This window comes from Mesorhizobium sp. B2-4-7, assembly GCF_006442685.1.
In the GTDB taxonomy this organism is placed as follows: domain Bacteria; phylum Pseudomonadota; class Alphaproteobacteria; order Rhizobiales; family Rhizobiaceae; genus Mesorhizobium.
The window spans coordinates 499,248-525,771 of the sequence record NZ_VFVH01000002.1 but is presented as its reverse complement, the minus strand read 5'-3'; the positions used below and the strand labels follow the sequence as shown (position 1 = coordinate 525,771).

Genomic DNA, 26,524 nt, shown 5'->3' with positions numbered 1-26,524 from the left:
TTGAGTGACCTGCCTCAATGGCCGGTCAGGCGATCAGCGAAAGCGGCGAGGCGCGACGTCCGCCCCAGGCCATTTGCCTCCCGCCGGTCGGCGATGCGGTAGAGCTGGTACATGGCGTGGACGCCGAGCCAGCGCAGCGGCTCCGGCTCCCATTTCTTCACCGTGCGGTTGACCCAAGGCAACCGGGTCAGCTCCGTGTCGTGTCCGAGCACCAGGTCGCGCAAGGTGCGGCCGGACAGGTTCGAACTGGAAACGCCGAGCCCGACATAGCCGCCGGCCCAGCCGATGCCGCTTTCGCGATCGAAGCCGCACGTCGTGCACCAGTCGCGCGGCACGCCGAGCGTGCCGCACCAGGCATGGTCGAGCCGCACGCCTTTGGTCTGCGGCAGCAGCCTGGTCAGGATCTCGTGCAGCTGGTCGATGGTCGCCTGTTGTGTCTTGCCGCGCGTGTCGGTGCGCGATCCGAAGCGGTAGGGCACGCCCCGGCCGCCCATGGCGATCCGGCCTTCCCGCGTGCGCTGCGCATAGCAGTAGGTATGCGCGGCATCGCCCAGCACCTCGTAGCCGCTCCAGCCGATTTCGTCCCAGAGCTTCTGCGGCAGCTTCTCGGTCACCACGATGGCGCTGTTCAGCGGCAGCCAGAGACGCTCGTAGCCGGCAATGCCGGCGGTGAAGCCCTCGGTGGCGCGCACGATCTTTTCGGCGCGCACGACGCCGCGGTCGGTGGTGACCTTGCCCTTCTCGAGCGCCAGCACCTGCGTCTGTTCGTAGATGGCGACGCCGAGCCGCGCGACCGCCGCCGCCAGACCCTGCACCAGCTTGGCCGGCTGCACGCGCGCGACGTCGCGCACGACGAAGGCGCCCAATACATTGTCGATGGCGATGCGCTCGCGCGCTTCCTGCGCACCGAGGAAGGCCAACCGCTCCGGCGGCATTTCCCAGTGCCGGGCCTCTTCGTACTCGGCTTTGGCGCGCTCAAGCTGCGCGGCGTTTGTGGCGACGGTGATGTTGTCGACGCGGCGGATATCGGCGTCGATCCCTTCGGCAGCGGCAATCGCGATCACCTCGTCGACCGTGCCGGACATGGCGCGCTGCATGTCGATCACCGCCCCGCGCGAGGAGGTTTTTGCATATTTCTCGCGCGACCAGCTGAAGCCGCCGGACAGCCATCCGCCATTGCGGCCCGAGGCACCGAAGCCGGCGAACTCCTTTTCGACGATGGCGATGCGCAGCGCGGGCTCTGCCTTCTTCAGATAGTAGGCCGTCCAAAGTCCGGTATAGCCGGCGCCGACGATGCAGACATCGGCCTCGATGTCGCCGGGCAAGGGTGGGCGGCTGGCCGGCGGGCCACCTATGTCGGCATACCAGAACGACACGTCGCCATTGCGCTGGGCTTGCATCTTGTGATCCGTTCTCCGTGCGATTCCAGGAAAGTGTGGAGCGGTTTCAGGTAAGCGTCAGGTCGGCCTTGTCGTCATCGGCGAGCAGCTTCACGTCGCCGCCGGCGAAGAGCACGTCGACCTCGTCTCCAATGGCAAAAGTGTCCGCCTCGAGCGTCGAGCGCACGATGGCTTTCGAGCCGTCGGCGAGCTCCACCTCGTATTTGGAGCCGGAGCCGAGATAGATGGCCTCGCCGATACGCCCGGCGAGCCGGTTGCGGCCATCCCCGCCGCCGCCGCGACGAGCAAGCGCCAGCTTTTCGGGACGCAGCAGCATCACCGGCTTGCCGCCATCGGCGAGACGCTTGGCGGTCGCCACTCTCTGGCCTGATATCTCGATCGCCGTCTCCTTGCCGGAAGTGGCGGCGGGGCCGCGCAGCACGGTAGAATCGCCAATGAACTTGCCGACGAAAAGCGTCGCCGGCTCGTCGTAGAGTTCGCGGCCGGTGCCGATCTGCTCGATACCGCCGCGGTTGAACACGGCGATGCGGTCGGAGAGCACCAGCGCCTCCTCCTGGTCGTGCGTCACATAGACGAAGGTGGTGCCGAGTTCGCGGTGGATGCGCTTGATCTCGAGCTGCAGCCATTCGCGCAGTTTCTTGTCCAGCGCGCCGAGCGGCTCATCCATCAGCAGCAGCGGCGGATCGAAGACGATGGCGCGGGCCAGCGCCACGCGCTGCTGCTGGCCGCCCGAAAGCTCGCTTGGAAAGCGATGGCCGAAATCGGCCATCTTGACCATGTCGAGCGCGTGGCGGACACGGCGTTCGCGTTCTGCCCCGGTGACGCCGCGCAGCTTCAGCGGATAGGCGACATTGCGGCCGACCGTCATGTGCGGGAACAGTGCATAATGCTGGAAGACCACGCCGATGTTGCGCTTGTGCGCCGGCACGCCGACCACGCTCTTTTCCCCGACCAGCAGCTTGCCGCTGGTCAGGTCGGTAAAGCCGGCGATCACGTTCAGCGTCGTCGTCTTGCCTGAGCCGCTCGGGCCGAGCAGCGTCATGAATTCACCCGGCTCGATTCGCAGCGACACGCCGTCGAGCGCCTTGAAGGAACCATAGGCCTTGCTTACCGACTCCAGGTCGATCGCCGCACCGCGATTTTCCGCTTTCTGATTCATAAGCCTCCCTTCCGCTCACGGCCAAGAAGCAGCATGCCGCCGCCGATCAGCAGTGTCGTTGCGCATAAGAGGATCGTGCCGACGGCCGCGACCGTCGGGTCGGCGTCGCGCGTGATGGAAGCGAAGATCTGCACCGGCAACGTCTTGAGATAGGGATTGGTGATGAACAGCGACACCACGATCTCGTCGAAGGAGGTGGCGAAGGCGAACAGCAGGCCTGACAGTACCCCGGGGGCAATCAGCGGCAGCGTCACCGTGCGGAACGTGGTGAGCGAACCTGCGCCCAGGCTCGCCGCGGCTGTCTCCAGCCGCTTGTCGAACACTTCGAGATTGGCCGAAACGGCGATCAGCACGAAAGGCAGCGCAAGGATGGTGTGGGCCAGAACGAAGCCGAGCAGCGTGCCGACAAGCCGCGTGTCGAGATAGACGGCGTAGATGCCGATGGCCAGGACCACGCCCGGCACCACCATCGGCGTCAGCATCAGCATGCGCAGGAGATTTGCCGGCCGCGCCTGCATGCGGTCGAGGCCGAAGGCGGCAAGGGTGCCGAGCACGGTTGCCAGAACCGCAACGATCGATGCGACCTTCAGCGAATTGAGGAAGCTGGTCGACCAATCCGGATTGGTGACGAAATTTTCGTACCATTGCCAGGAGAAGCCCTGGGGTGGAAATGCCAGCGATTTGTTCTCGTTGAATGACATCGGCACCACGACGAGCGTCGGTGCCACCAACCATATGGCTACCAGCAGGCAGACAAGGCCCAGCATGAGGCGGGTAAGCGGCTTCATCTCCATCAGGGCCGCCCCGCTTGCCGATGGCTGGACCGCATCACGGGCGCGGCAAGCGCCAGCAGCACGAAGGTCGTGACGAGCAGCACCACGCCCATGGCCCCGCCCCTGCCCCATTGCAGGAGGCTGAGCACCTGTGTCTGCACCAGCGTGGACAGCATCGTCGAGCGCGGTCCGCCGAGCAGGGCCGGCGTGATGTAGAAGCCGAGCGCCAGGATGAAGACGATGATCGCGCCGGCATAGACGCCAGGCATCGACAGCGGCAGATACACCGTGAGGAACGCGCGCGAGGGTCTCGCCCCGAGGCTCCGCGCGGCTTGCATCAGCCTGAGATCGATGCCTTTCATGACCGAATAGAGCGGCAGGATCATGAAAGGCAAAAGCACCTGCGCCATGCCGATGACTACGCCCGTCTGGGTGCGGATCAGCCTGACGCCACCGAACCCGAGCGACCGCAGGATCGAGTTGATGACCCCCGAATCCTGCAGCAGTATCACCCAGGACAAAGTGCGTACCACGCCGCTCACCCAAAACGGGATCAACACACATAGCAGCAGCACCAAGCGCACGCGTGGTCGTACCGCGGTCATCAGATAGGCATAGGGATAGGCGCAAACCACGCAGACCAGCGTGACCCATGCTGAAATGAGGAAGGTCCGCTGGAGCACGGCAAGGTTGATGGGCGCGCCGAAGAACCAGATATAGTTCTGCAGGCCCCACTGCGGCTCCGACAGGCTGCGCACGACGATGGTGAGCAGCGGATAGCCAATCACCGCGAAAAGCAGGACCAGCGCCGGCAGCGCGAGCGCGAACGGCCGCCACGCCCGGCGCCTTTCGGCGGCCGGAATGGTTGGCTGGGACGCGCTCACGGCTTTTGGTCTCCCTCAGCCGGTCAGTTGCCGGACATCAGCGCGGACCACTTCTCCTGCGCGACCGCGAAATTCGGGACCCAGAACTTGAAGTTCTGCTTATAACCCTGCTTCTGGCGTTCGGGCGTGTTGGTCAGGAAAGCGGAGACGGAAGCGTCGACCTTGGGCTGCGCTTCACTGTTGATCGGCGTGTAAGACGTTTGCTCCGTCAACACCTCCTGCGCGTGCTTGCCGAGATAGGCGTTGAGCAGCGCGTAGGATGCCTCCGTGTCCTTGGCGCCGACAGGGATCGTCATCTGATCCATCACCACCAGCCAGTCCTGCCAGGCCGGTGCGTATTTGGCGCCGTTCTTGACCGCGGTCATGGCGCGGCCTGTCCACATCATCAGCATGTCGGCCTCGCCGGATTCGGCGAGTTGCTGCGATTCTGCACCCGTCTTCCAGAAGATGGTATCGGGGCCGAGCTTGCGAACCACATCGATGGCCTTGTCGATATCGGCCACCGTCATCGCCTTGGGGTCCCCGCCGGCAACCTTGAACGCCTGTTCCAGCAAGCCACCGGTCGGGCTGCCGGAGCCGTCGATTCCGCGCACGCCGGGGAATTTCTGCGTGTCGAAGAAGTCGGCCCAGCTCTTGGGCGGATTGTCCTTGTACTTTTCGGTGTTGTACATCAGCACGACGCCGTAGTTCATCGCCGGCACCGAGCACTCGCCGACCTGGCCCTCGGGAATTTTCGAGACGTCGAGTTTGGTGAAGTCCAGCTTCTGGAACAGTTTGCCGCAATAGACATAAGGCGGCAGATCGTCGGTATCGACAACGTCCCATGTCACATTGCCGGACTCGACCTGCGCCTGCAGCTTGGCGATCTCGGTCGGGCCGTCATTGAGCAGCTTGACGCCCGACTTGTCCACGAACTCCTTGAGCGCTGCCGCCTGGCCGTCCTGGTAGATGCCGCCATAGGACACGAAAGTCAGGGTCTTGCCCTTTAGCGAGCCTTCGGCCACCTCTCCGGCAACCGGCTTCGATTGCGCGAGCGCGGCCGTCGCCGCCAGAAGCACGCCCAGGCACGCCGCATGTGCAAATTTCACTCTCATGTTCAACTCTCCCATTCCAGAGCTCGCATTTGTTCTCATTCACCCGGATGCGAGCGGTTTCCGGGCCTGTACTGATCGAGTTCCAGCGCGCCTGCGGTCGGCGGCGCGATGATCCAGAGCACCTCCGCCGGCGTGTCGCCGACATTGACCGTGCGGTGCGGCACCGAGGTCGCGTATTCGACGCTGTCGCCTTCGCGCATCAGATGGCGCTCGTCGGCAAGCGTCAGTTCGACAGTTCCCTTGAGCACCACGAACATCTCATGCTCGCCGCCATGCACATAGGCGTCGTCGCCGGTCGAGCCGCCGACCTCGAAATGCCCCGCATAAACCTCGAACTGATGGATCGGCCGCCGCGACAAAAGCATCTTGCGGCCTCGCACGCCGACGGGAACGACAGGTCGTTCCGCGCGCCTCAGCACCTTGTGCAACGGACGGCTGCTGCCCTCGAACAGGTCGTTGATGCCGAGATCGAGAGCGGCGGCGATCCTGAGCAGCGTGCCTGTGTTGGCGCCGCACAGATTGCGCTCGAGCTGGCTGATGAAGCTCGCCGTCGTGCCGGTCATGTCGGCCAACCGGCGCAGCGAGACGCGCCTTGCCATGCGCAGCGCCTTGATGCGGGGACCGACGCCGCCCGCCTCAGGGGTGGCCGCGACCGTGCCATTCACCTCTTTCACCGTGGAGTCCGATACGCGTGGCATTGCCGCTCCCGTTTCACTTAACACCTTATTAAGTGGCGATAGCGTTGGCAAGCGCGGACGGCATGCCAAGATTTCGGCGCGCATCGATCCTGCCGGTCGCACCGGATCGGGCTGAAAACCGTCCTATGGCGGGAAATCCACCTTAGCGGCGATCCAGACATGAAAAAACCGACGTCAGCTTGCTTCTGACGTCGGTCATTTAGGTTTTGGGATCGTCGCACCCGGTCTTTCCGAGGAAAAACCGAGGTTGGTTCGATCCGACGCAGACCCGTGGGCGGGGGGCTTGGGGTTTACGAGCCGGTGCCGGACCGAACCGTCTCAGGCAACGCCGGTAAATTCGTCGGACATTGGGGCATGAGCGCGGATAAAAAATGGCGAGAATGTGGCGGAGCATCACCAATTCCAACATGTCGTTTGCAAACGTGACTGGACGCGACGGAAATGGCGCGGGTCCGCACCGCTTCGCCGGCACTTGCAATTCGATGGCGAAAGCGCCAACTTTGGTTGGCAAAGATTCATTTTTGAAGGATCGAGGCATGACCGATCACGGCGGCGGGACGGAGGATGGCGACGCATCCGCGATACTGATCCCGCTCCACGAGGCACGCCGTGCGCGCCTCGACCAGCCGGTGCGCTTCGAGCGGCGCGAACTGGACCAGATCCTGAAACTCTACGGGCGCATGGTCGCCGCCAATGAATGGCGCGACTACGCTATCGATCATCTCACCGACAGGGCCGTGTTTTCGGTGTTCCGCCGGGCCAGCGAGGTGCCGCTGTTCCAGATCGTCAAGGACCCGAAGCTGGCACGCAAGCAAGGCGCCTTCGCCGTCATCGCCGCGGGCGGCCGCATCCTCAAGCGCGGGCAGGAGCTTGGCCGTGTGCTCGGCGTCTTCGACAGCAAGCTGAAGCTGGTCGAGGCCTGAACCGCGGCGCAATTGCTCGGTTGACCTCAGTCTTGGCGCTCATCTAAGCCCTTATTTTTCTTGACGGAATTTCTGTTCCGGCAATGATTCCGGATCCGGCGGAGCCGAGGCCCCGCCGTTCAGCGCCAGTTGCATGAACACCGTGTCCAGCCAGCGTCCGTGCTTGTAGCCGGAGCCTTCGAGGCGGCCGGAATGACGAAAGCCGAGCTTTTCGTGCAGCTTGACGGAAGCGCTGTCGGGATGACCATCGCCGATAACCGCGACGATCTGGCGAAAGCCCGCAGCCTCGGCGGCCGCGATCAGGCTTTGCATCAGTTTGAGGCCGACACCCTGGCCCTTGGCATCAGGCGCGACATAGACGGAGTCCTCGACGATGAAGCGATAGGCCGGGCGCGGCCGGAAGGGACCGGCATAGGCATAGCCGAGCACGGCGCCATCCTTTTCCGCCACAAGGTAAGGGAAGCCGCCGGCCTGGAGCGTGTCGAATCGCATGCCCATTTCGGCGCGGCCTGGCGGCTCCAGCTCGTAGCTCGCCGTGCCGCGGGTCACAGCATCGGCATAGATTTGCGTAATGGCGTCGAGGTCGGCCGCGCGCGCGGCCCGTATAACGATAGTGCTCATTCTTTATGCAGGCCTCTTGTCTGCCTGCAATAACAGCAAAGGTCGGCGCAAAAGAAAAGGGCGGCCGTTGGGCCGCCCCTTCCAAACCCGATGGTCCAGTCAGACCACGACGCGGACCAGCCCTTAGCGGCGGTCGCCCATGAACTGGAGCAGGAACATGAACAGGTTGATGAAGTCGAGATAGAGCGTCAGCGCGCCCATGATGGCCTTGCGGCCGGCAACGTCGGAAGCGTCGCCCTCGAAATACATCTCCTTGATCTTCTGCGTGTCGTAGGCGGTGAGGCCGGCGAAGACCAGCACGCCGATCGCCGAGACGGCGAAGGACAGCGCCGACGACTGCAGGAAGATGTTGATCACCATCGCGATGATGATGCCGAACACGCCCATGATCAGGAACGAGCCCATCGCCGTCAGGTCGCGCTTGGTCGTGTAGCCGAACAGCGACAGCGCGCCGAAGGCCGCGGCGGTGGCGAAGAAGGTCTGCGAGATGCTGGCGGTGGTGTAGACCAGGAAGATCGACGACAGCGACAGGCCGACCAGGCCCGCATAGACCCAGAACGTCGTCTGCGCCGCCGACACGCTCATCGACTGGACGCGGAACGACAGGAACAGAACGGCGGCCAGCGGGGCCAGCATCACCAGCCAGCGCAGCGGCGAGCCGAAGATCGCGTAGCCGAACGAGGTCAGCATCTCGCCGCTCGGCAGCGTCGCGACAGCCGAGGCCGGATCGGTGGTTGTGGCCAGCATGATCGTGCCGACGGCGGCAAGACCAGTGATGAGGAGACCAAGCCCCATCAAATTGTAGACCTTGATCATATAGGCGCGCAGGCCCTGATCGATGTCGACGGCTGCGCCGGGCACGGCGCGCGTCTGATAGTTGCGAATGGGTTCAGCCATTGTGGTCCTCTATTGCTTCTGCCCCGTCCGGTGTCGGGTCCACCCGGACCCAGGCGCCGCTGGCGGGACTCCAGCATGCCTGCGGCGAAATATGATGGTTATTCGCGCCAAGAACAAGACCGTAACCGGGTGTAATGCTTCGTGAGGCACGTATGGCGCGGTTTTCCAGCCCTTTGGCCGCGAAACATTACGCTGATTTAACCAAATGACGGCCGTCGGCGGGTTGGAACCGACGCGGACTCAGAGGTTGCGCAGCACGGGCGCTGCCTTGTGGCCGAGCACCCGCCAGGTGCCGACGAGACCGATGCCGACCGTGATGACCAGCGCAAAGAGAATGGTCGCCACCGCCACTTCCGGCATGAAATGCGACGGCAATGTCATGATGCGGGCGACGACGAACCATGCGGCGGCACTGCCTGCGGCGAGCGCGAAGACCGCCGTGGCGAGGCCGATCAGCATGTATTCGAGCGAGAAGGCCGATATCAGCGTCAGCCGCGTCGCACCGAGCGTCTTCAGCACCACCGCGTCATGGATGCGCGCCCGGTTGCCGGCGGCGAGCGCGCCGGCCAGCACAAGCACCGACGCGATCAGTGCCACGCCGGCCGCCGCCCTGATCGCCGCGCCGAGCTGTCCGACCAGACGGTTGACGATGTCGAGCGCGTCCTTGACGCGGACCGTAGTGACTGCCGGGAAGGCGCGGGTGACGGCATTGAGGATGCGGGCGTCATCAGCCGCGGTGGCGCTCTTTTCGGTCAGCGTCGCCACCCAGCCATGCGGCGCGCCGGCAAATGTGTTGGGCGAGAACACCATGACGAAGTTGATGCCCATCGTCTCCCATTCGACCTGGCGGAAATTGGCGATCCTGGCCGTGACATTGCGGCCGAGCACGTTGACGGTGACGGTATCGCCGAGCTTCAGCCCGATTTCCTTGCCTTCCTTGCCGGAAAACGAGACGAGCGGCTCGCCGGTATAATCGGCCGGCCACCAGCTGCCCTCGGTCAGCGTCGCGTTGTCCGGCTGCTTGGCCTCATAGGTCAGGCCGCGATCGCCGCGCAGCACCCAAGCGCCCTCCGCCGGTACCTTGACCTTGTCGACGGCAACGCCGTTCAGCGCCATCACCCGGCCGCGCAGCATTGGCACCTTGGCAAGCGTCCCCTGCGGGGCCTCCTTGCTGATCAGACTGGAGAAGCCGTCGACATCGCTGCTCTGGATATCGACGAAGAAGAAGTTCGGCGCCCGCTCCGGCAGGCTGCCGGAGATCTGCCGCCGCAGATTGCCGTCGATCAGCGCCAGCGTCACCAGCAGCGTCAGCCCAAGCCCCAGCGACAGCACCACCGACGGCGTCAGCGCGCCCGGCCGATGGATGTTGCCGACGGCGAGCCTGAGCGCCACGAAGCGCACGCGCGGACTCTTCCTTGCCGCCCATTGCACCAGCGCGCCGACCAGACGCAGCACCAGAAAGGCGAAGATGGTGGCTCCGACGAAAATCGAAGCGATGCGCTGGTCGCCCGAAAACAGGATGGCGAGCGCTGCAAGAAGCACTGCGATGCCGAGCGCCGAAACGACATAGACAGGGCGTGGAAAACCGCGGCCCTCCAGTCCCATCTCGCGGAACAGCGCGGTCGCCGGCACATCGCGGGCGCGACCGAGTGGCAGCAGCGCGAAGGCCAGCGTCACCAGCAGCCCGAACAGCGCTGCCATGCCGAGAGCGCCGGGATAAAAGCCGCCTTGCGCCGGCACCGGAACGACCGACTGAAGCGCGGCGCTCGCGGCAAAGGGCATCAGTGCGCCGAGCACCAGACCTGCGGCGATGCCGAGGGCCGCGATCATCAGGATCTGCACGAGGTAAACGGCAAAGACGAAGCCGCCCGATGCGCCCAGGCTCTTGAAGGTGGCGATGACGCCGCGCTTGCCGTCGAGATAGGCGCGCACCGCGTTGGCGACGCCGACGCCGCCTACCACCAGCGCCGTCAGCCCGACCAGGGTCAGGAATTGCGAAAAGCGTTCGATGTTGGAAGAGAGCGCCGGGGCCGCATTGCTGCGCGTGCGGATCGACCAGCCGGACTCCGGGAACTCCTTGGCAGTCTTGTCCTGGATGGCCTTGAGCCGCGCCTCGTCGGCGTCGGCGGCCAGCCGGATCTTGTAGGAATTCTCGACGAGGCTGCCCGGCTGAACCAGCCCTGTCGCGACCAGGCCCTCGGTCGAGATCATCAGGCGCGGCGCGAAACCGAAACCTTCGGACACGGCATCGGGCTCGGTGACCAGCCTGGCGCGCAGTTCGAAGGTGGCGGTTCCGAGCTTCAGCCGATCGCCGAGCTTCACATGCAGCCGCTCGAACAGCAGGTCGGGCGCGGCCGCGCCGAAAACACCGAACTGTTCGCCAAACAGTTCCTGCTTCGTCAGCGCCGGCTCGGTTTCCAGCGCACCGTAAAGCGGATAGGCCTCGTCGACGGCCTTGGCCTCGACCAGCGCCTGATCGGAGCCGTCGGCAAGCCGCGCCATCGAACGCATGCTGGCGGTTCTCGACACCGTGCCCAGCCCATCGAGGAAGCCGCGTTCGGCTTCGCTTGCGTCGCGCTGGTTAAGCTGGAAGCGCAGATCGCCGCCAAGCAGCGTCTGGCCCTGGTTGGCGACGCCGCCACTGATCGAGCGGGCCACGGAATTCACGCCGCCGATCGCCGCGACGCCGAGCGCGATGCAGGCAAGAAAGATCAGAAAACCGGACAGGCCGCCGCGCATCTCGCGCAAGGAGAAGCGGACGGCGAGCTTCAACGTCCGCGCCGGTGACATCAGGCGATGGCCTTGGTCGGCGCCGGTGCCTCGATCCTGCCGGAGCGCATGGAGACCTGGCGCGAACAGCGCGCCGCGAGCGCCTGGTCATGCGTGACCAGCACCAGAGTCATGCCGCGCTCGGCCGCCTTGGCGAACAAAAGGTCGGCGACCTGCTTGCCGGTTGCCTGGTCGAGATTGCCGGTCGGCTCGTCGGCGATGAGGATGCGCGGCGACGGCGCCAGCGCCCGGGCGATCGCCACGCGCTGCTGCTCGCCGCCCGAAAGTTCCCCAGGATAGTGCGTGACGCGGTCACTCAGACCGACGGCCGCCAGCTCGCGTTCCGCCACCGAGAACGGATCGGCATGGCCGGCCAGCTCCAGCGGCACGGCGACATTTTCGAGCGCCGTCATATTGGGGATGAGATGGAAGGACTGGAATACGATGCCGATGTTTCGCCCCCGAAACGATGCGATCTGATCCTCGCTCTTGCCGTTGAGCAGCTCGCCGGCGATTCGTACCGTGCCCGAATCGACCCTTTCCAGACCGGCGAGAACCATGAGCAGCGTCGACTTGCCCGACCCCGACGGCCCGACGATGCCGGTCGCCTCGCCGCGCGCCACATCGAGGCTGACGCCCTTCAGCACATGGACGGACGAGGCGCCTTCGCCCAATGTCAGCGATACGTCTTTCAGCTCGATGACGGCTTCTGTCAAAATGAAAGCGTCCTATATGGAGATGAGGGCTTCGCCTGCCGGGCCGTCGCCGGAAGAATTCTCTGTCATATGGGACCTGCCGCATGTCTTTCCAACGCAGAATTGCCGCAGGCCTGATCGTTTTCCTCGCCATTTGCGGCGCCATTTCGTCGGCACGCGCCGAGCCTTTCAAGATCGTCGGTTTCGGCGACAGCCTGATGGCCGGCTTCGGCCTCGGACCCGACGAAGGTTTTACCGACAGGCTGCAGGCTGCGCTGCGCGCCAGGGGCAGGGATGTGACCGTCGCCAATGCCGGCGTTTCCGGCGACACCTCCAGCGGCGGGCTGGCGCGGCTCGACTGGTCGGTGCCGGACGACACACAGCTTGTCATCCTCGAACTCGGCGCCAACGACATGCTGCGCGGCGTTTCCCCCGACATCACCCGCAAGAACCTGGATACGATGCTGGCCAAGCTGAAACAGCGCAAGATCGCCGTTCTGCTGGCCGGCATGCGCGCAGCGCCCAATCTCGGCGCCGATTATCAGAACGCCTTCGACTCCATCTTTCCGGAACTGGCCGCAAAATACGGCGTTACCTTGTACCCGTTCTTTCTCGACGGCGTAACCGGCCAGTCCGCCTTGCAGCTTGAGGATGGCTTGCATCCGAACGCCAAGGGGGTCGCCCAGATGGTCGAGCGCATCCTGCCTGCGGTCGAGAAGGCCATCGCGGCGGCGCCGGGAGGATCTTGAGACGGGATAGGCCCTTTCCGTTGGGGAAATCTTTTTGACGACACCTGTGACCAACAAACCTCTTGCCCCGCTTGATTATCGATGATTCGCTGGGGGCACAGTTCGATTCGAGGAAGGGAGGCTCTTCATGCCGCGTCTTTTCACCGCCCTCGAAATTCCGCGTGACGCCGCCCTTTCGCTGTCCCTGCTCAGGGGCGGCCTGCCCGGGGCCCGCTGGATCGACGTCGAGAACTATCATCTGACGCTGCGCTTCATCGGCGATGTCGAAGGCCATGTCGCCGACGAGATCGCCAACGCGCTCGACCGCGTCCACCGCCCCTCCTTCCCGCTGACGCTGTCGGGCGTCGGCGCTTTCGGCCAGAAGAAACCGCATGCCGTATGGGCCGGGGTCTCTGCCTCGCCGGATCTCTCGGCGCTTCAGGCTGAAATCGAGCGCATCTGCCAGCGGCTCGGCATTCCGGCCGATCCGCGCAAGTTCATGCCGCATGTCACACTGGCCCGCCTGCGCAATTCGAGCCCGCTGGACGTCGCCCAATATCTTTCGGCGCGCGGCAATTTTTCGACATTGCCGTTCCGCATCAGCCGGTTCGTCTTGATGTCGTCGCGCGATTCGGTCGGCGGCGGCCCCTACATCGTCGAGGAAGCTTGGCCGCTGTCGGGCGCCGATACGCGCGCGGCAAGCCGCGTCGCCAGCGCCTCCGACGCTTCGCGGATCATGCGGTAGACCTCGGCGAAGGCTTCCTCGCCGTCGTGATAGGGATCCGGCACGTCGCGCGCCTTTCCCTGCGCAAATTCCAGGAACAGGTGGATGCGGTCGCGCACGCCGGCGGGCGCCAGCGTCTTCAGGTCGGCGACGTTCGACCTGTCCATGCCGAAGATCAGGTCGAAACGCGAGAAATCCTCGGGCGCGATCTTGCGTGCCCGCAGTTCCGATATGTCGATGCCGTGGCGCGACGCGATGGCGATCGAACGCCGATCAGGGGCGGAGCCCGCCTCCCAGTCGCTGGTTGCGGCCGAATCGAGCACTATGTCCCGGCCCAGTCCACGTTCCGTCAGCACGGAACGAAGCACGCCTTCCGCCAGCGGCGAGCGGCAGATGTTGCCCAGGCAGACGAACAGAATGGATTTTATGGGCTTCGTGCTCATCGATCCGGCGCTATGGTGAAAGTCATCTTCGAAATAGCACAGGAACCGGACATGACGAGAGAGAAACTTGGCAAGGAAGCCATCATCGCGGCGCTGACAGACCTCGAAGGCTGGTCGCTGGCTGCGGATGGCGCTTCCATCAAACGGACGTTCACCTTCAGGAATTTCTCCGAAGCCTTCGCCTTTATGACCCGCGTCGCGCTTGCTGCCGAGAAGATGGACCACCATCCCGACTGGTCGAATGTCTACAAAACCGTCGACGTGACGCTGAACACGCACGATGCCGGCGGCATCACGGCGCTCGACATCGAGTTGGCGAAGAAAATGAACCGCTTTGTTGGCTAGGGTAATCCATAGGTGCGGCAACCCCGGCTTCGTCATCCACGGGCGGAGCGGGAGCGAAGCGGACGCGCAGACCCGAGGATCCATGCCGCGACGTTGACTAAGGGGTGTAGTCGAGCAGAATTCAGCACCGCTGCGTCGCTCTTGAGTCGCGGCATGGATTCTAGGGTCTGCGCCGCGTCGCTTCGCTCCTTGCTTCGCCCTAGAATGACGACGGGAGGGGCGTTTGCCGCCGAACTCCAAGGGAGGACGACTGCCAGCGGAGTGTCCGCTAGGCCGGCATCACCTGATCCGCAGGACAGCACGGTAAAGACTGATCCCGATTTTCAGGCCAGCGATCTCCCAAGCTCTTGCAGCAAGCGTCGGGTTTCACCACATTTTGCCCCGCGGCCATGCGCAGGCAAGCGCATGAGCCCGCAAGGAGAAATTGATGGCGCAAAAATCCGGTTTTGATTTCTTCGGCTTTGGCGACAGGCTGGGCGGTGAGGGCGAGGTGCGCGAGAAATTCTGGCGCACGGCCAAGAAGGCTGCGCGGCAGATCCCGTTCATGGAAGATGTCGTCGCGGCCTATTACTGCGCCATGGACAAGAACACGCCGCTGCGCGCAAAAGGCATCCTGGTGGCGGCACTCGGTTATTTCGTCCTGCCGGTGGATATGGTCCCCGACTTCGTCCTCGGCCTCGGCTTCACCGACGATATCGCCGTGCTCACCGCCGCGATCACCGCCGTCAGCGCCCATATCACGCCGGCGCACCGGCAGGCCGCCAAGGACGCCATATCGGACAGGGGCTGAGCCCTGGAACCGGCCTCCGCGCTCTGGACACCAGCGTTCAGAGGGCTTGTGGAAAAGTCAAACTCTTGCCGCTTTCATGCCCTCCAAGTCGCCGAAGGGACATCGCGCCAGCCGCTTGAAAGGCGGCGGCGCGAAGACGGCGGCGGTTTCCTGGGGTGAGCGTCCTTTTCTCAGAGGTAATTCACCGTTTGGTAACCCAGATTAAATCAAAATGAAGCGACGGCAGGACGCCACGCGGCCCGCCTCCGCACCATTTGGAATACGGGAAAAACGATGCGCGGATTGATTGCTACAGTTTCGAGCCTGGTCCTGGTGGCCTTCGCAGCGCCGGCGATGGCGCAGCAGGCGACCAAGATCGGCCAGCACAATGCCTGGGGCACCTACAGCTACCAGGCATCGGGCGGCAAGGTCTGCTATGTCCTCACCGTGCCGACCGACAAGCAGCCGCCGACGCTCGACCATGGCGACATGTTCTTCTTCGTCAGCCAGCGGCCCGGCCAGCAGGTGTCCTACGAGCCGCAATTCATCGCCGGCTACACCTTCCAGGAAAACTCCAAGGCCACCGTCACAATCGACAAGAAGACGTTTTCGATGTTCACGCGCGGCAAGTCGGCCTGGGTCGAGAACGCCGCCGAGGAGCCGGTGCTGATCGCCGCCATGAAATCCGGCACCGACATGAAGGTGCAGGCCAAGTCCGGCCGCGGCAACACCACCTCCTACGTCTTCTCGCTGAAAGGCATCTCGGCGGCGCTGTCGTCGATCGCCAACTGCAAATAGTCGAAATTTCGCTTTGAACAGAGAGGCCGGACCCTTGAGTCCGGCCTTTGTTTTTCACGCCGGACCTGGTTCCGGCGCCGCCTCCGCCCTGCGCCGGCGGATCGCTTCCGCGATGAAGACGCGCGACAGCGCATGATAGAGCGGCTCGCGCGAGATCATGCGCGCCGTGCCGTAGCCCAGCATCGAGGCCAGCATCAGCGCGATGACATTGTCGTGATTGCCGGTCATCTCCAGGATGATGACGAAGGCCGTCATCGGCGCCTGCACGACGCCGGCGAAATAACCGGCCATGCCGAGCAACGCGGCCGCACCCGTGCTGGCGCCGAAGACGAGGCCGAGCGAGCTGCCGATGCCGGCGCCGACCGAAAGCGAAGGCGCAAAGATGCCGCCCGGAATGCCCGAGACCATCGACAGCAGCCCGGCAAGGAACTTCTCGGCGAAGAAGAACCAGGGCAGCGGCGTGCCTTCAACGGCGCCGCGCGCCTGCGCGTAGCCGGTGCCGAAGGTCAGGCCGCCCGAGGCGATGCCGATCGCCGCGACGCCGAGCCCACAGATGGCGGCGACCAGCAGGACGCGCCGCAAGGGCTGCCCCGTGTTCCAGCGCCGGATCCGGCGCGTCGCCTTCAGCGCCAGGAGCGAGAACAGCGCGCCGAGGCCGCCGCCGATGACGCCGCAGGCAATCACAAGCGGCCACTCGGCGGCAAACGAGATCGTCTCCTTCGAGACACCGAAATAGGTGTAGTTGCCAAGCAGGCCGAGCGAGGCGATGCCGGCCAGGATCACCGCCGTCAGCACCAGCCCGTTGGTCCGCGCTTCGTAGGTGCGGCCCATTTCCTCGATGGCGAAGACGATGCCGGCCAGCGGCGTGTTGAAGGCGGCCGCGATGCCGGCGGCCGAGCCGGCCAGGATCAGGCCGCGCGCCTGCGCCATGCCGCCCCAGCGTGCCGCCTGCAGCATCAACGACGCGCCGACCTGCACGGTCGGTCCCTCACGGCCGATCGAAGCGCCGCAGAACAGGCCGACCAGGGTGAGCGCGATCTTGCCCGCGACCAGCTTCAGCGACAGGATGTGGCCACGGTCGTCGTCGTCGCGCAGATGCCGCGCCGCGATCGCCTGCGGAATGCCGCTGCCTTGCGAGCCCGGGAAGAAGGCTTGCGCCAGCCAGGCACACAGCACGAAGCCGAGCGGCGTGATCGCCAGCGGCAGATAGAAACGCCAGCCGCCGTCATCGCCGGTCATGGCATGGAACAGCGCCTGCGCCTTGTCGGCGAGCACCGCGAATAGCACGCTGATCACGCCGATGCAGATCGCGCCGGCCCAGAACACCAGCCGCGGCTGCCACACCCGGCGAGAGCCCCACATCGCGCGCGAACGCCGCAGCAAGGGGTATTTTCGCACTGTACCGGCCATGTGTGTCCTCTCGACGGAGCCCCAGCCCTAACACAGGCATGGCCTCGATCAAGCGTTCGCATCAAACGTGAAATGGAAGACGGACGTGGAGCAAAAGTCCATGGCTGCGGTTTGGCACCATGAACAAGGAACCATGAGTTATGCCGGTTCGGCGCAATGATCGTCGTCTCCGCATTGATCATGAGACACCCTCAACACCGACAGGTGGATATCTCGACCTGCGTGTGCTGAGTGGTCTGCGGGAACAAGGCTCGGATGGGCTCCCGCCGACCTTCGAGCCGGCGGGAATATCGATCGACGGCAGGCCTCACATGGCCATTTTTTCGCATTCCGCCTGAGCCTTCTTGGTCGACGTGTCGATCATGAAGGCTTTGCCCTTGGAGTCGGTCATCATCATCATGCAGTGCTTGATCGGCTTTGCCATCTTCATCATCTCGGCACTCATTTTCGCGTCCGGCGTTATGGTGCCCATATGCCCGTCCGGCATGATTGCCGTGACTTGCCCTGCCTTCATCATGGTCATTGTGCCCATCGCGTCTTCGGCAAATGCCTGCGAGGCTGAAAGGCCGACGAAGCCGGCAATGACGGCGAGCTTGATAGAGTTCATCGTGCGTACTCCCATTTGTCAGGGCATGGTTGCCCCATTCAGGGTTCGAACACGCGGGGAGAACCGTTACTTCAACACGATCAAGTGATCCGTTTTCGGGCGAAAAGCACGGACCGCAGGTCTGACCGGCCGGCGCATCTGTCAATCGGTCGGCACACGGATCGCCTCGCCATCGCATGACTCCGCCGCCAAGCTGTGCTATGGGCCGCGCTTCATATCCGGCCGATGGATGAAATCGGCAGCAAACCGCTTATATCAGTGCAACCATGACCCTTTCATTCGACCTCACCGCCGAAGGCGCCCGCGACGCGTTGCGCGCCCGCGCGATACAGCCGGAAAAGCCGTCGCTGATCGGCCTGACGCGCGCCGAACTGGGCGAGGCGCTCGTCGCGTCCGGCATCGTGCCGGAGCGCCAGGCAAAAATGCGTGCACAGCAGCTCTGGCACTGGATGTATGTGCGCGGCGTCTCCGATTTCGCCGGCATGTTCAACATCTCCAAGGATCTTCGCGCCGAACTCGACAAGCATTTCACCGTGGCGCGGCCCGAGATCGTCGAGGAGCAGGTCTCCGCCGACGGCACGCGCAAATGGCTGTTCCGCTTCCCGCCGCGCGGCGCCGGCCGCCCGGTCGAGATCGAGACCGTCTACATCCCCGAGGAAGGCCGCGGCACGCTCTGCATCTCCTCGCAGGTCGGCTGCACGCTGACCTGCTCCTTCTGCCACACCGGCACGCAGAAGCTGGTGCGCAACCTGACGGCCGAGGAAATCCTCGCCCAGTTGCTCACCGCGCGCGACCGGCTCGGCGATTTCCCCGACCGCGACACGCCCGACGGCGCCATCGTGCCGGCCGAGGGCCGCAAAGTGTCCAACATCGTCATGATGGGTATGGGCGAGCCGCTCTACAATTTCGAGGCGGTCAAGAAAGCGCTGCTGATCGCTTCCGACGGCGACGGTCTTTCGCTCTCCAAGCGCCGCATTACCCTGTCGACCTCCGGCGTGGTGCCGGAGATTTTCCGCACCGGCGAGGAGATCGGGGTCATGCTCGCCATCTCGCTGCACGCCACCAATGACGATCTGCGCGACCTTCTGGTGCCGATCAACAAGAAATATCCGCTCAAGGAGCTGATCGCCGCCTGCCGCGCCTATCCCGGCCTGTCGAACGCCAGGCGCATCACCTTCGAATATGTGATGCTGAAGGACGTCAACGATTCCCTCGACGATGCCAAGGCGCTGGTCAAGCTGCTCAGGGGCATTCCGGCCAAGATCAACCTGATCCCGTTCAACCCCTGGCCCGGCACCAACTACCAGTGCTCGGACTGGGAGACGATCGAGAAATTCGCCGACTACATAAACAATGCCGGCTATGCCTCGCCGATCCGCACGCCGCGCGGCCGCGACATCCTCGCCGCCTGCGGCCAGCTCAAATCGGAATCGGAGCGCATGCGCAAAGTCGACCGGCTGGCGCTGGAAGCCATGATGATCGCGGGGCACGGCGAGGCGTGAGGCGTCTCGTCGCCGGGCTCAAGCGCTTCGTCATCATAGCAGTCGGCTATATCGCCGCCGTGCTGACCTCGATCCTGGTGCCTGTGCTGCTGATCGCTCTTCTGGAAGGGCTCGAATATGGCAACTGGTCCATCGTTTTCGCGTTCGACTGGCTGGTTTCCTTCCCGCTCGCGGTAGTGACAGTGGCGGTCTGCGCGCTGTTGATCGTCGGCCCCGCGATCTTCATGGCCGAACGCTTGTCGCTTCGGGGCTGGTTCTACTTCGCGGCCACGGGCGCGATCACGTCCATCGCATTCGGGGTTCTTGTCCCGGGCTCGGCCGGAGGGTTTGTTTTCAACCCGGGCTTTCTCGGCTTCCTGGCCACCGCCGGCATTGCCGCCGGTTCGGTCTACTGGTTTCTGGCCGGGCGCAAGTCCGGCCATCCCTTACGCCGGGATCAGCAATGACCCGTCTCGTCGCCTATATCGTGCGCCTTGCCGTCATCCTGTTCGGCTATGCCGTCGCCGCGCTGGCGGCCAGCGCGTTCCTCAATGTCCTGTTCCTGGCCTCCCTCGGCTACACGCCGGCGCATGCGGAGCCGGCGGCGACCGCCTCGCTCTATTTCTCGATCCCCTTCGTCGCGCTGTTTGCCGCCTATTTCGCCTTCATGCCGGCGGCCCTCGTGATTCTGATCGCCGAGATTCTCGGCCGGCGCGATTGGCTGTTCTATGCGCTGGCCGGTGCGATCGTCGCCGCCGTCTTCCTCGGCTTCGCCGACCAGATGGGCGATACGCCATTCGCCGTCACCGAGCCGCGCGCCATGGCCGCCGTCATCGGCGGCGGCATGGTCGGGGGCATCTTCTATTGGCTCAGCGCCGGGCGCTGGGCCGGAAGCTGGTGGAAAGCCGAACCCTGACCTCGAACCGAGCGCCCGCGTAAGCAGGGAGCTTTGCTGACCTCCGGTTCGGAAGAAATCAGCAGCGAACAGCAAAATCCTACTTCGCCTGGGCAGTCAGGATTTTGAGCGCGAACGCGGAAAACACGCCGGCGAAGAGATAGTCGACCACCCGCGTCACGCGCGGGCTGGCCTTCATCGCCGCCGAGAATTTCTCCGCCGCCAGCACCATCGGTGTCGTCACCGGGGTCGACAGCACGACGAACATGGCGCCGAGGAAGAACAGCTTTCCCGGCGCGTGCGGATCATGCGCCGAGACGAATTGCGGCAGGAAGGTCATGAAGAACAGGATGATCTTCGGGTTGAGCAGGTTGACGCCCAGCCCCACCATCCAGCTCCGGAACAGCGAGATTTGCGGGCCCGTCTTCTTCTCCGGCGAGAAGGCCGACCCCTTGGTGATCGCCTGCCAGGCCAGGAAGACGAGATAGCCGGCGCCGAAGATCTTCAGCACGAAGAAGGCCATCGGCGAGGCGACGATCAGCGCCGAGACGCCGACCACCACCAGCGTGGTGTGAATCAGCGTGCCGCACAGCGCCCCCGCCATCGAGGCGAAGCCTGCGGCGCGGCCCTGGCTCAGCGTGCGCGAGACGAACAGCGTCATGTCCGGCCCCGGCGTGATCGCCAGGATGACCGTGGCGATGGCGAACTGGATCAGCGTTGCGGTGTCGGGAATGAAGGACATGGTAGGCCCGTTGACTTTCGATACGCAGCTATAGTGAACGGGGCCTGCCGTTGCCAGCGGCTGTGCGACGGAAAGGATGATCCAGCTGTCCCGTATGCCTGTTTCTCCGCGCCTTGCCCCGTTCATCCCTTGCGGTGACCGGAAACGGCGTGATACCTCGCCGGCCGAGAACTCTTGTCGCGGAAACAGCAAATGTCGAAAACAAAAGACGTCAAGAAGGTCGTGCTCGCCTATTCCGGCGGCCTCGACACATCAATCATCCTGAAATGGCTGCAGACCGAGCTCGGCGCCGAGGTCGTCACCTTCACCGCCGACCTCGGCCAGGGCGGCGAATTGGAGCCGGCGCGCCGCAAGGCCGAGATGATGGGCATCAAGGACATCCGCATCGTCGACGTGCGCGAGGAATTCGTCGCCGACTTCGTCTTCCCGATGTTCCGCGCCAACGCCGTCTACGAAGGGACCTATCTGCTCGGCACCTCGATCGCCCGGCCGCTGATCTCGAAACACCTCGTCGAGATCGCAAAGGAGACCGGCGCCGACGCGATCGCCCACGGCGCCACCGGCAAGGGCAATGACCAGGTGCGCTTCGAGCTTTCGGCCTATGCGCTGAACCCCGACATCAAGGTCATCGCACCCTGGCGCGACTGGTCGTTCAAGTCGCGCACCGACCTCATCAACTTCGCCGAGCAGCACCAGATTCCGGTGCCGAAGGACAAGAAGGGTGACGCGCCGTTCTCGGTCGACGCCAATCTCCTGCATTCGTCTTCCGAGGGCAAGGTGCTTGAGGACCCGTGGAGCGAGCCGCCGGAATTCGTCCATCAGCGCACGGTCTCGCCGATGGACGCGCCGGACAAGGTCACCGAGATCGAGATCGAGTTCCTGAAGGGCGATCCGATAGCGCTCAACGGCAAGAAGCTATCGCCGGCAACCATGCTCGCCGCACTCAACGATCTCGGCCGCGACAACGGCATCGGCCGGCTCGACCTGGTCGAGAACCGCTTCGTCGGCATGAAATCGCGCGGCGTCTACGAAACCCCCGGCGGCACCATCCTGATCGCTGCCCACCGCGCCATCGAATCGATCACGCTCGACAGGGGAGCTGCCCACCTCAAGGACGAGTTCATGCCGCGCTACGCCGAACTCATCTACAACGGCTTTTGGTTCGCGCCCGAGCGGCTGATGCTGCAGGCGATGATCGACAAGAGCCAGGAGGATGTCGAAGGCACGGTGCGTCTGAAGCTCTACAAGGGCAATGTCATCGTTACCGGCCGCAAGTCGAAGAAGACGCTCTATTCCGACGCGCTGGTGACCTTCGAGGACGACCGCGGCGCCTACGACCAGAAGGACGCCGCAGGCTTCATCCGCCTCAATGCGCTGAGGCTGCGCACGCTCGCCGCACGCAACCGCCGGGACTGACCACTCTACCAGTCAGCGAAAAGGAAACCCGGCATCGCGGCCGGGCTTTCTGCTGAAAAGCAATTCCAGGAAAAGTGTGTACGGTTTTCCCGGGAAAAGCGCGCAGCGCTTTCCCTTGGGAATTGCGCAAAAACAAAGACATAGAGCGGTTCGCCGTTTCCGTGAAACGGTGAACTGCCCTAACGATTACTCGCCATCGATTGCGGTGGCGATACGGGCGATGGCCTGTTGATAGACACTCGCCGAGTTCCAGCCGGCAATTGCACCCATATTCGCCTGAGCGCTCGCGCCGGCCTGCCAGCCATGCGCCTTGAGGAAGTTGGCCGTGGAAGCCAGCGCGGTGCTCTTGTCGCGCAGGTTTCCGCTGCCCACTCCATATTTCAGGACATTTCCGGGCAGGAACTGCGTATGGCCGATCTCGCCATGCATGGCCCCGACCGACGAGGCGGTCAACGTTCCGCGATCGACCAGCTTCAGGGCCGCAATGGCATGCGGCTGAAAATAGTCCGGACGGCGGCAGTCATAGGCAAGCGTCAAAATGGCGGACACCGTGTTCTGGTTGCCCATAGAGGCGCCGAAGCCCGTCTCCATGCCCCAGATGGCAAGCAGCACGCCCGGCGAGACGCCGTAGGTCCTTTCGATCTTGTCGAACAGCGCCGCATTCGATTTCTTCAGCGCCCGGCCCCTGGAAATGATCGCCGCCCCGCCGCGGCGCTTCATGAAGGCTTCCACGGAGCCGCTGAAAGCCTTGTGGATGGCGCGGTCCGCGGAAATGGTCCTGGTCGCGTAGGTCGCGCCGGCCAGGGCGGCCAGCCCCCTCGAACCCACGCCCTCGGCCCTGGCCTCCGCTGCGAAGTCCTGCTTCCAGGCATCGAAGCCGGCTCCGGTCTTGCCACAGCTGGCCGCCGCCTGCGCGCCCGTCGCCAGCGCAAGCATCGCCACCACAGTGGCCGCTGCAAACATCTTACCCTTGGCAAGAAATGCCATGTTGTTCTCTCCTGGTTGCCTGAATCACGTCCCGGCCGGAATTTGCCAGTGAAACGCGCACTTGTCACTGTCGCGCGCGCAAGCTGGCCAATGGAAGGGAATTTGCCTACGATCAAGCAAATATTGTGGCAAGAACCACCCATGGCCTGACGATCCTTGCGCCATGTTGCTCAATGACGTCACAGTGGGGAACGACGTCTGTCGGCCGGCGTTTTGCACGACGCGCCTTCCCCTGTTCCCTGGTCCGAGACCGAGATGAAACTCTTCGACTGTCCTCATTGCGGCCATCGTCTCTATTTCGAGAACGCCCGGTGCCTGAACTGCTCCAGTGCCGTGCTCTATGATCCGCAGCGCGCCTGCTTTGCCCTGTCCGGTGCCGACAGCGGCTCCCCATGCGCCAACGCCGACGAATGCGCCTGCAACTGGATGGCCGAGCCGGGACAGCCCTTCTGCCGCGCCTGCGCGCTCAACCAGCTGATCCCGGACCTCTCCGTCGACGGCAACCGCCGCCGCTGGATACGGGTCGAGGCCGCGAAGAAGCGCGCGGTCTATTCGCTGCTGGCTTTCGGACTGCCGGTGACGCCCAAGCAGAACCCCGCCGACGAGGCCGGCCTTGCCTTCGACTTCCTTGCCGATCCGATCGGCGGCGGCCCGGGCGGCGAGCGCATCCTGACCGGCCACGACAATGGCCTGATCACCCTCAACGTCGCCGAAGCCGACTCCGCCGAGCGCGAAAGGCGGCGCGTTGAGATGGGCGAGAACTATCGCACCTTGCTCGGCCATTTCCGCCACGAGCTCGGCCACTACTACTGGGACCGGCTGATCCGCGACGATCCGCAAAGGCTTGACGCCTTCCGCGCGCTGTTCGGCGACGAGCGCACCGGCTACGAGCAGGCATTGAAGAACCACCATGCCAATGGTGCCCCACCCGACTGGCAGCAACGCCACATCTCGCCCTATGCCACCTCTCATCCCTGGGAGGACTGGGCCGAAAGCTGGGCCCACCACCTGCATATCACCGACACGCTGGAAATGGTCCATGCGCTGAACTTCCCGCTCGGCCGGCTGGAGACGGTGGAGGCCAACGAATTGCCCCAGGGCGATACCGGGGGCATGCTACAACCAGCGCCGTCCGAACCGACACCCGCTCCCGAACCGTTCGAAAAGATCCTGTCGCGCTGGCTGGTGCTGTCGGAAGCCTCCAATTCCATCAATCGCTGCATGGGTCTGCCCGACCTCTACCCTTTCGTCATCTCGGATGTCGCGGCGCGCAAACTGGCCTTCGTTCACGACCTCTTGACCCGCCTGCCGCAAGAAACGGGAGCAAATCGTGAGTTGGCTTCAACATTTTAGCGGGAACGCATGCGCCGCTCTCCCGTTTTCGCTGCCGAGGGACCATGAAACGGAGAGAAACCATGAAATCCGTATTGTTTCCCGCGGTCGCCGGAATGCTCACGCTCTTCTCGGGCGCCGCCATGGCCGACACCCCCGTCTCCGCAATCACCGATCTCAACGTCCGCGCTGGCCCAGGCCCGCAATATCCTGTCATCGGCGTGCTCGCCGCCGGCCAGTCGGCGACGCTCAATGGCTGTATCGAAAACAGCAAATGGTGCACCATCGCCGAAGCCGGTGGCCAGGGCTGGGTCTATTCGGACTATGTGACGGCTGATTTCGGCGGCAACCGGGTCGTGTTGACGCGACGCCCGCTCGGCTCCAGCGTCGCCGTCGTGTCGCCGCCCGAGGGCTATTCCACCGACTACACCGGCTCGATCATCGCCGGCGAGCCGGTCGAGGACGCCATCCCGCAGCCTCCCGCCGAAGTCAGGACCTATGTCGACACGCATCGCGTCGACCCTGTCTATCTTGAGGGCGAGGTGGTCACCGGGGCCGTTTTGCCCGAGAGTGTCGAACTGCGCGAGATCCCCGATTACGATTACCGCTACGTCTATGTGAACGGCCAGCCGGCGCTGATCGACCCGCAGACGCGGCGCATCGTGTATGTGGTGCGTTGAGGCGGATAGGACACGGGGGTAATCATCGGAGCATGCCTTTCGCCTGCCGGCAGGCAGGCGAGGGCGGCGCACATGCGCCGAAGGCTGGCGGGGCGTACCGAACAGGAATGATTGCGCAGAACCGCCCGATCCCATAGATCATGCGACGCGAAGCACCAGCTTGCGAGAGAGCGTGATATCGGACCCTGCCGTCTTCGAGCACTATCGAAACACAGCCAACGAAAAGACGACTCTGCCGCGCCTGCTTCTCGGGACCGGGATCGTCGTCCTGTTCTGGGCCGCGTCGACGGCGGTCGTGCTGCTGGGCGGCACCTATGCCTTTTTCGCCTGGCGGACAGCGCAAGGCGCGGCTGCGCCCGCCGGCGGCATGCAGGGTTTCCTTGCGTCGCCAATCGGCATTCTCACCGCGCTCGCGTCTTTCGCCGGCATCTGGATCGGCTTGTGGATCGCCATGCGCTGGGTGCATGGCGAGAAGCTGTCGGCGCTCCTCGGCAACAGCCGTCGCATTTCGCGCTCGGGTTTCGTCAAGGGACTGGTCGCGGTGTTGGTCACTTCGCTCGTGTCCGAGGTCCTGCTCTACCTGATGCAGCCCGAGATCGCGCGCGGCTCGATCGCCCTGTCGTCCTGGCTGCTGTTCCTGATCCCGATCCTCGCGCTCACTTTTCTGCAGACATCATCGGAAGAGGTGCTGTTCCGAGGCTACCTGCTGCGCGGTCTTGCCTACCGGTTCAGGAGCCCGTTCGTCTGGGCACTGCTGCCGGGCCTGCTGTTCACCTCACTGCACTGGAGCGCGAGCGCCTCGGCCGCCATCAATGCCTGCGTGCTGGTCTCGATCGCCGCTTTTGCACTGCTTCTGACGCTTGTCGTCTATGCCACCGGCAACCTCGGCGCGGCCCTTGGCGCCCATCTCGGCAACAATCTGACCGGCTTCCTGCTGATCTCGCATCAGGAGAGCTACAATTCCTTCGCCCTGTTTACCGCCAGACCACTCGAAGGGCCGGGCTGGGCGACGTCGGATGCGGTCCTCATCGCCACGATCGGCATCGCCTGCAGCCTGCTGACGATACTGCTGCTTTTGCATCCGCGCTCGCCGCTGAGCGTCTCGGCCGAACCTGCAGACGCAACGAAGGCGACTTGATTGCTGCGCAGGGAGACCGGCGGAACGGTCCTTGTCTTGACTCCGCGGCCGTTTTCCTGTCTACAGCCCCGAATTCCGCGACGAGTATCCCTCCGAGCAAGCCGACCAGGACGCCG

Annotated in this window: 28 protein-coding genes; 13 read left to right on the top strand and 15 right to left on the bottom strand. The window is 64.2% G+C overall.

Annotated features, from left to right (window positions below; genetic code table 11):
- Nucleotides 1–14 precede the first annotated feature (14 nt).
- Genes FJ946_RS09300 through FJ946_RS09275 form a run of 6 tightly spaced genes read right to left on the bottom strand, consistent with a single transcriptional unit; the run spans nt 15 to nt 6,008 of the window.
- Nucleotides 15–1,400 carry an FAD-binding oxidoreductase gene (locus FJ946_RS09300; protein ID WP_140524601.1) on the bottom strand — a complete coding sequence of 462 codons (1,386 nt, stop codon included), beginning with the start codon at nt 1,398–1,400 and terminating at the stop codon, nt 15–17.
- A gap of 46 nt (nt 1,401–1,446) precedes the next feature.
- Complete coding sequence (locus tag FJ946_RS09295) at nt 1,447–2,559, bottom strand: ABC transporter ATP-binding protein (RefSeq protein WP_140563913.1); 1,113 nt, start codon at nt 2,557–2,559, stop codon at nt 1,447–1,449.
- Nucleotides 2,556–3,353, bottom strand: a complete 798-nt coding sequence (locus FJ946_RS09290) for an ABC transporter permease (RefSeq protein ID WP_140559228.1) — start codon at nt 3,351–3,353, stop codon at nt 2,556–2,558. The genes FJ946_RS09295 and FJ946_RS09290 overlap by 4 nt, the downstream gene beginning before the upstream one ends.
- Nucleotides 3,353–4,216 carry an ABC transporter permease gene (locus FJ946_RS09285; protein WP_140563912.1) on the bottom strand — a complete coding sequence of 288 codons (864 nt, stop codon included), beginning with the start codon at nt 4,214–4,216 and terminating at the stop codon, nt 3,353–3,355. Before FJ946_RS09285 ends, FJ946_RS09290 begins: the two co-directional genes overlap by 1 nt.
- A gap of 23 nt (nt 4,217–4,239) precedes the next feature.
- Nucleotides 4,240–5,310: an extracellular solute-binding protein gene (locus FJ946_RS09280; RefSeq protein WP_181165196.1), complete on the bottom strand. Its 1,071-nt coding sequence runs from the start codon at nt 5,308–5,310 to the stop codon at nt 4,240–4,242.
- Nucleotides 5,311–5,345: 35 nt separating this feature from the next.
- On the bottom strand, nt 5,346–6,008 hold the full coding sequence (locus tag FJ946_RS09275) for an XRE family transcriptional regulator (protein WP_140563911.1): 663 nt from the start codon (nt 6,006–6,008) through the stop codon (nt 5,346–5,348).
- Between the two features lie 536 nt (nt 6,009–6,544).
- Here FJ946_RS09275 and FJ946_RS09270 point away from each other — a divergent pair.
- Nucleotides 6,545–6,931, top strand: a complete 387-nt coding sequence (locus FJ946_RS09270; protein ID WP_140514020.1) for a DUF2794 domain-containing protein — start codon at nt 6,545–6,547, stop codon at nt 6,929–6,931.
- A 51-nt stretch (nt 6,932–6,982) separates the two neighbouring features.
- On the opposite strand, the gene FJ946_RS09265 is transcribed toward FJ946_RS09270, so the two are convergent.
- The 4 genes from FJ946_RS09265 to FJ946_RS09250 form a co-directional block, all read right to left on the bottom strand.
- Nucleotides 6,983–7,552 carry a GNAT family N-acetyltransferase gene (locus FJ946_RS09265; RefSeq protein WP_140563910.1) on the bottom strand — a complete coding sequence of 190 codons (570 nt, stop codon included), beginning with the start codon at nt 7,550–7,552 and terminating at the stop codon, nt 6,983–6,985.
- Between the two features lie 123 nt (nt 7,553–7,675).
- A complete protein-coding gene (locus FJ946_RS09260) occupies nt 7,676–8,449 on the bottom strand; it encodes a Bax inhibitor-1/YccA family protein (RefSeq protein WP_140492223.1) in 774 nt (257 codons plus the stop codon).
- 240 nt (nt 8,450–8,689) lie between these two features.
- Entirely contained in the window at nt 8,690–11,239 is a 2,550-nt protein-coding gene (locus FJ946_RS09255; protein WP_140563909.1) for an ABC transporter permease, read from the bottom strand.
- Nucleotides 11,239–11,934 (bottom strand): ABC transporter ATP-binding protein, encoded by a 696-nt coding sequence (locus tag FJ946_RS09250; protein WP_140492216.1) that lies wholly within the window; start codon nt 11,932–11,934, stop codon nt 11,239–11,241. The genes FJ946_RS09255 and FJ946_RS09250 overlap by 1 nt, the downstream gene beginning before the upstream one ends.
- An 83-nt stretch (nt 11,935–12,017) precedes the next feature.
- Between FJ946_RS09250 and FJ946_RS09245 the strand changes: the two genes are divergently transcribed.
- Nucleotides 12,018–12,662: an arylesterase gene (locus tag FJ946_RS09245; protein WP_140563908.1), complete on the top strand. Its 645-nt coding sequence runs from the start codon at nt 12,018–12,020 to the stop codon at nt 12,660–12,662.
- A gap of 127 nt (nt 12,663–12,789) precedes the next feature.
- On the top strand, nt 12,790–13,386 hold the full coding sequence (gene thpR, locus FJ946_RS09240) for an RNA 2',3'-cyclic phosphodiesterase (protein WP_140524588.1): 597 nt from the start codon (nt 12,790–12,792) through the stop codon (nt 13,384–13,386).
- Here thpR and FJ946_RS09235 read toward each other — a convergent pair.
- Nucleotides 13,290–13,808, bottom strand: coding sequence for a low molecular weight protein-tyrosine-phosphatase (locus FJ946_RS09235; RefSeq protein WP_140492208.1), 519 nt, complete (start codon nt 13,806–13,808; stop codon nt 13,290–13,292). The two genes, thpR and FJ946_RS09235, sit on opposite strands and share 97 nt — an antisense overlap.
- 51 nt (nt 13,809–13,859) lie before the next feature.
- Here FJ946_RS09235 and FJ946_RS09230 point away from each other — a divergent pair, with 51 nt between their 5' ends.
- The 3 genes from FJ946_RS09230 to FJ946_RS09220 all read left to right on the top strand — a co-directional run bounded on the left by FJ946_RS09230 (nt 13,860) and on the right by FJ946_RS09220 (nt 15,720).
- Nucleotides 13,860–14,153 carry a 4a-hydroxytetrahydrobiopterin dehydratase gene (locus FJ946_RS09230; RefSeq protein ID WP_140559219.1) on the top strand — a complete coding sequence of 98 codons (294 nt, stop codon included), beginning with the start codon at nt 13,860–13,862 and terminating at the stop codon, nt 14,151–14,153.
- A gap of 427 nt (nt 14,154–14,580) precedes the next feature.
- On the top strand, nt 14,581–14,943 hold the full coding sequence (locus tag FJ946_RS09225; protein ID WP_140550608.1) for a YkvA family protein: 363 nt from the start codon (nt 14,581–14,583) through the stop codon (nt 14,941–14,943).
- Between the two features lie 273 nt (nt 14,944–15,216).
- On the top strand, nt 15,217–15,720 hold the full coding sequence (locus tag FJ946_RS09220) for an invasion associated locus B family protein (RefSeq protein ID WP_140492199.1): 504 nt from the start codon (nt 15,217–15,219) through the stop codon (nt 15,718–15,720).
- A 54-nt stretch (nt 15,721–15,774) separates the two neighbouring features.
- Here FJ946_RS09220 and FJ946_RS09215 read toward each other — a convergent pair whose 3' ends face one another.
- Both FJ946_RS09215 and FJ946_RS09210 read right to left on the bottom strand, forming a co-directional pair.
- The gene (locus FJ946_RS09215; protein WP_140563906.1) at nt 15,775–17,130 is read right to left on the bottom strand and encodes a chloride channel protein; all 1,356 of its coding nucleotides are present in this window, start codon (nt 17,128–17,130) and stop codon (nt 15,775–15,777) included.
- 307 nt (nt 17,131–17,437) lie between these two features.
- Entirely contained in the window at nt 17,438–17,737 is a 300-nt protein-coding gene (locus tag FJ946_RS09210; protein ID WP_140563905.1) for a hypothetical protein, read from the bottom strand.
- A gap of 266 nt (nt 17,738–18,003) precedes the next feature.
- On the opposite strand from FJ946_RS09210, the gene rlmN reads away from it, so the two are divergent.
- Genes rlmN through FJ946_RS09195 form a run of 3 tightly spaced genes read left to right on the top strand, consistent with a single transcriptional unit; the run spans nt 18,004 to nt 20,134 of the window.
- Nucleotides 18,004–19,239, top strand: coding sequence for a 23S rRNA (adenine(2503)-C(2))-methyltransferase RlmN (gene rlmN, locus FJ946_RS09205; protein ID WP_140492190.1), 1,236 nt, complete (start codon nt 18,004–18,006; stop codon nt 19,237–19,239).
- The gene (locus FJ946_RS09200; protein WP_140547589.1) at nt 19,236–19,685 is read left to right on the top strand and encodes a hypothetical protein; all 450 of its coding nucleotides are present in this window, start codon (nt 19,236–19,238) and stop codon (nt 19,683–19,685) included. The genes rlmN and FJ946_RS09200 overlap by 4 nt, the downstream gene beginning before the upstream one ends.
- Nucleotides 19,682–20,134, top strand: coding sequence for a hypothetical protein (locus tag FJ946_RS09195; RefSeq protein WP_140492184.1), 453 nt, complete (start codon nt 19,682–19,684; stop codon nt 20,132–20,134). Before FJ946_RS09200 ends, FJ946_RS09195 begins: the two co-directional genes overlap by 4 nt.
- A 79-nt stretch (nt 20,135–20,213) precedes the next feature.
- On the opposite strand, the gene FJ946_RS09190 is transcribed toward FJ946_RS09195, so the two are convergent.
- Entirely contained in the window at nt 20,214–20,855 is a 642-nt protein-coding gene (locus tag FJ946_RS09190) for a LysE family translocator (RefSeq protein ID WP_140492181.1), read from the bottom strand.
- Nucleotides 20,856–21,047: 192 nt separating this feature from the next.
- Here FJ946_RS09190 and FJ946_RS09185 point away from each other — a divergent pair, with 192 nt between their 5' ends.
- Nucleotides 21,048–22,271, top strand: a complete 1,224-nt coding sequence (locus tag FJ946_RS09185; protein ID WP_140563904.1) for an argininosuccinate synthase — start codon at nt 21,048–21,050, stop codon at nt 22,269–22,271.
- A gap of 186 nt (nt 22,272–22,457) precedes the next feature.
- On the opposite strand, the gene FJ946_RS09180 is transcribed toward FJ946_RS09185, so the two are convergent.
- Nucleotides 22,458–23,258 (bottom strand): lytic transglycosylase domain-containing protein, encoded by an 801-nt coding sequence (locus tag FJ946_RS09180; protein WP_140492175.1) that lies wholly within the window; start codon nt 23,256–23,258, stop codon nt 22,458–22,460.
- A 255-nt stretch (nt 23,259–23,513) separates the two neighbouring features.
- Here FJ946_RS09180 and FJ946_RS09175 point away from each other — a divergent pair, with 255 nt between their 5' ends.
- From FJ946_RS09175 to FJ946_RS09165, 3 genes are all read left to right on the top strand, one after another.
- Entirely contained in the window at nt 23,514–24,611 is a 1,098-nt protein-coding gene (locus tag FJ946_RS09175) for a putative zinc-binding metallopeptidase (protein ID WP_140563903.1), read from the top strand.
- Between the two features lie 62 nt (nt 24,612–24,673).
- Nucleotides 24,674–25,270 carry a DUF1236 domain-containing protein gene (locus FJ946_RS09170; protein ID WP_140559212.1) on the top strand — a complete coding sequence of 199 codons (597 nt, stop codon included), beginning with the start codon at nt 24,674–24,676 and terminating at the stop codon, nt 25,268–25,270.
- Nucleotides 25,271–25,442: 172 nt separating this feature from the next.
- Complete coding sequence (locus FJ946_RS09165) at nt 25,443–26,408, top strand: type II CAAX endopeptidase family protein (protein WP_140563902.1); 966 nt, start codon at nt 25,443–25,445, stop codon at nt 26,406–26,408.
- Nucleotides 26,409–26,524 lie beyond the last annotated feature (116 nt).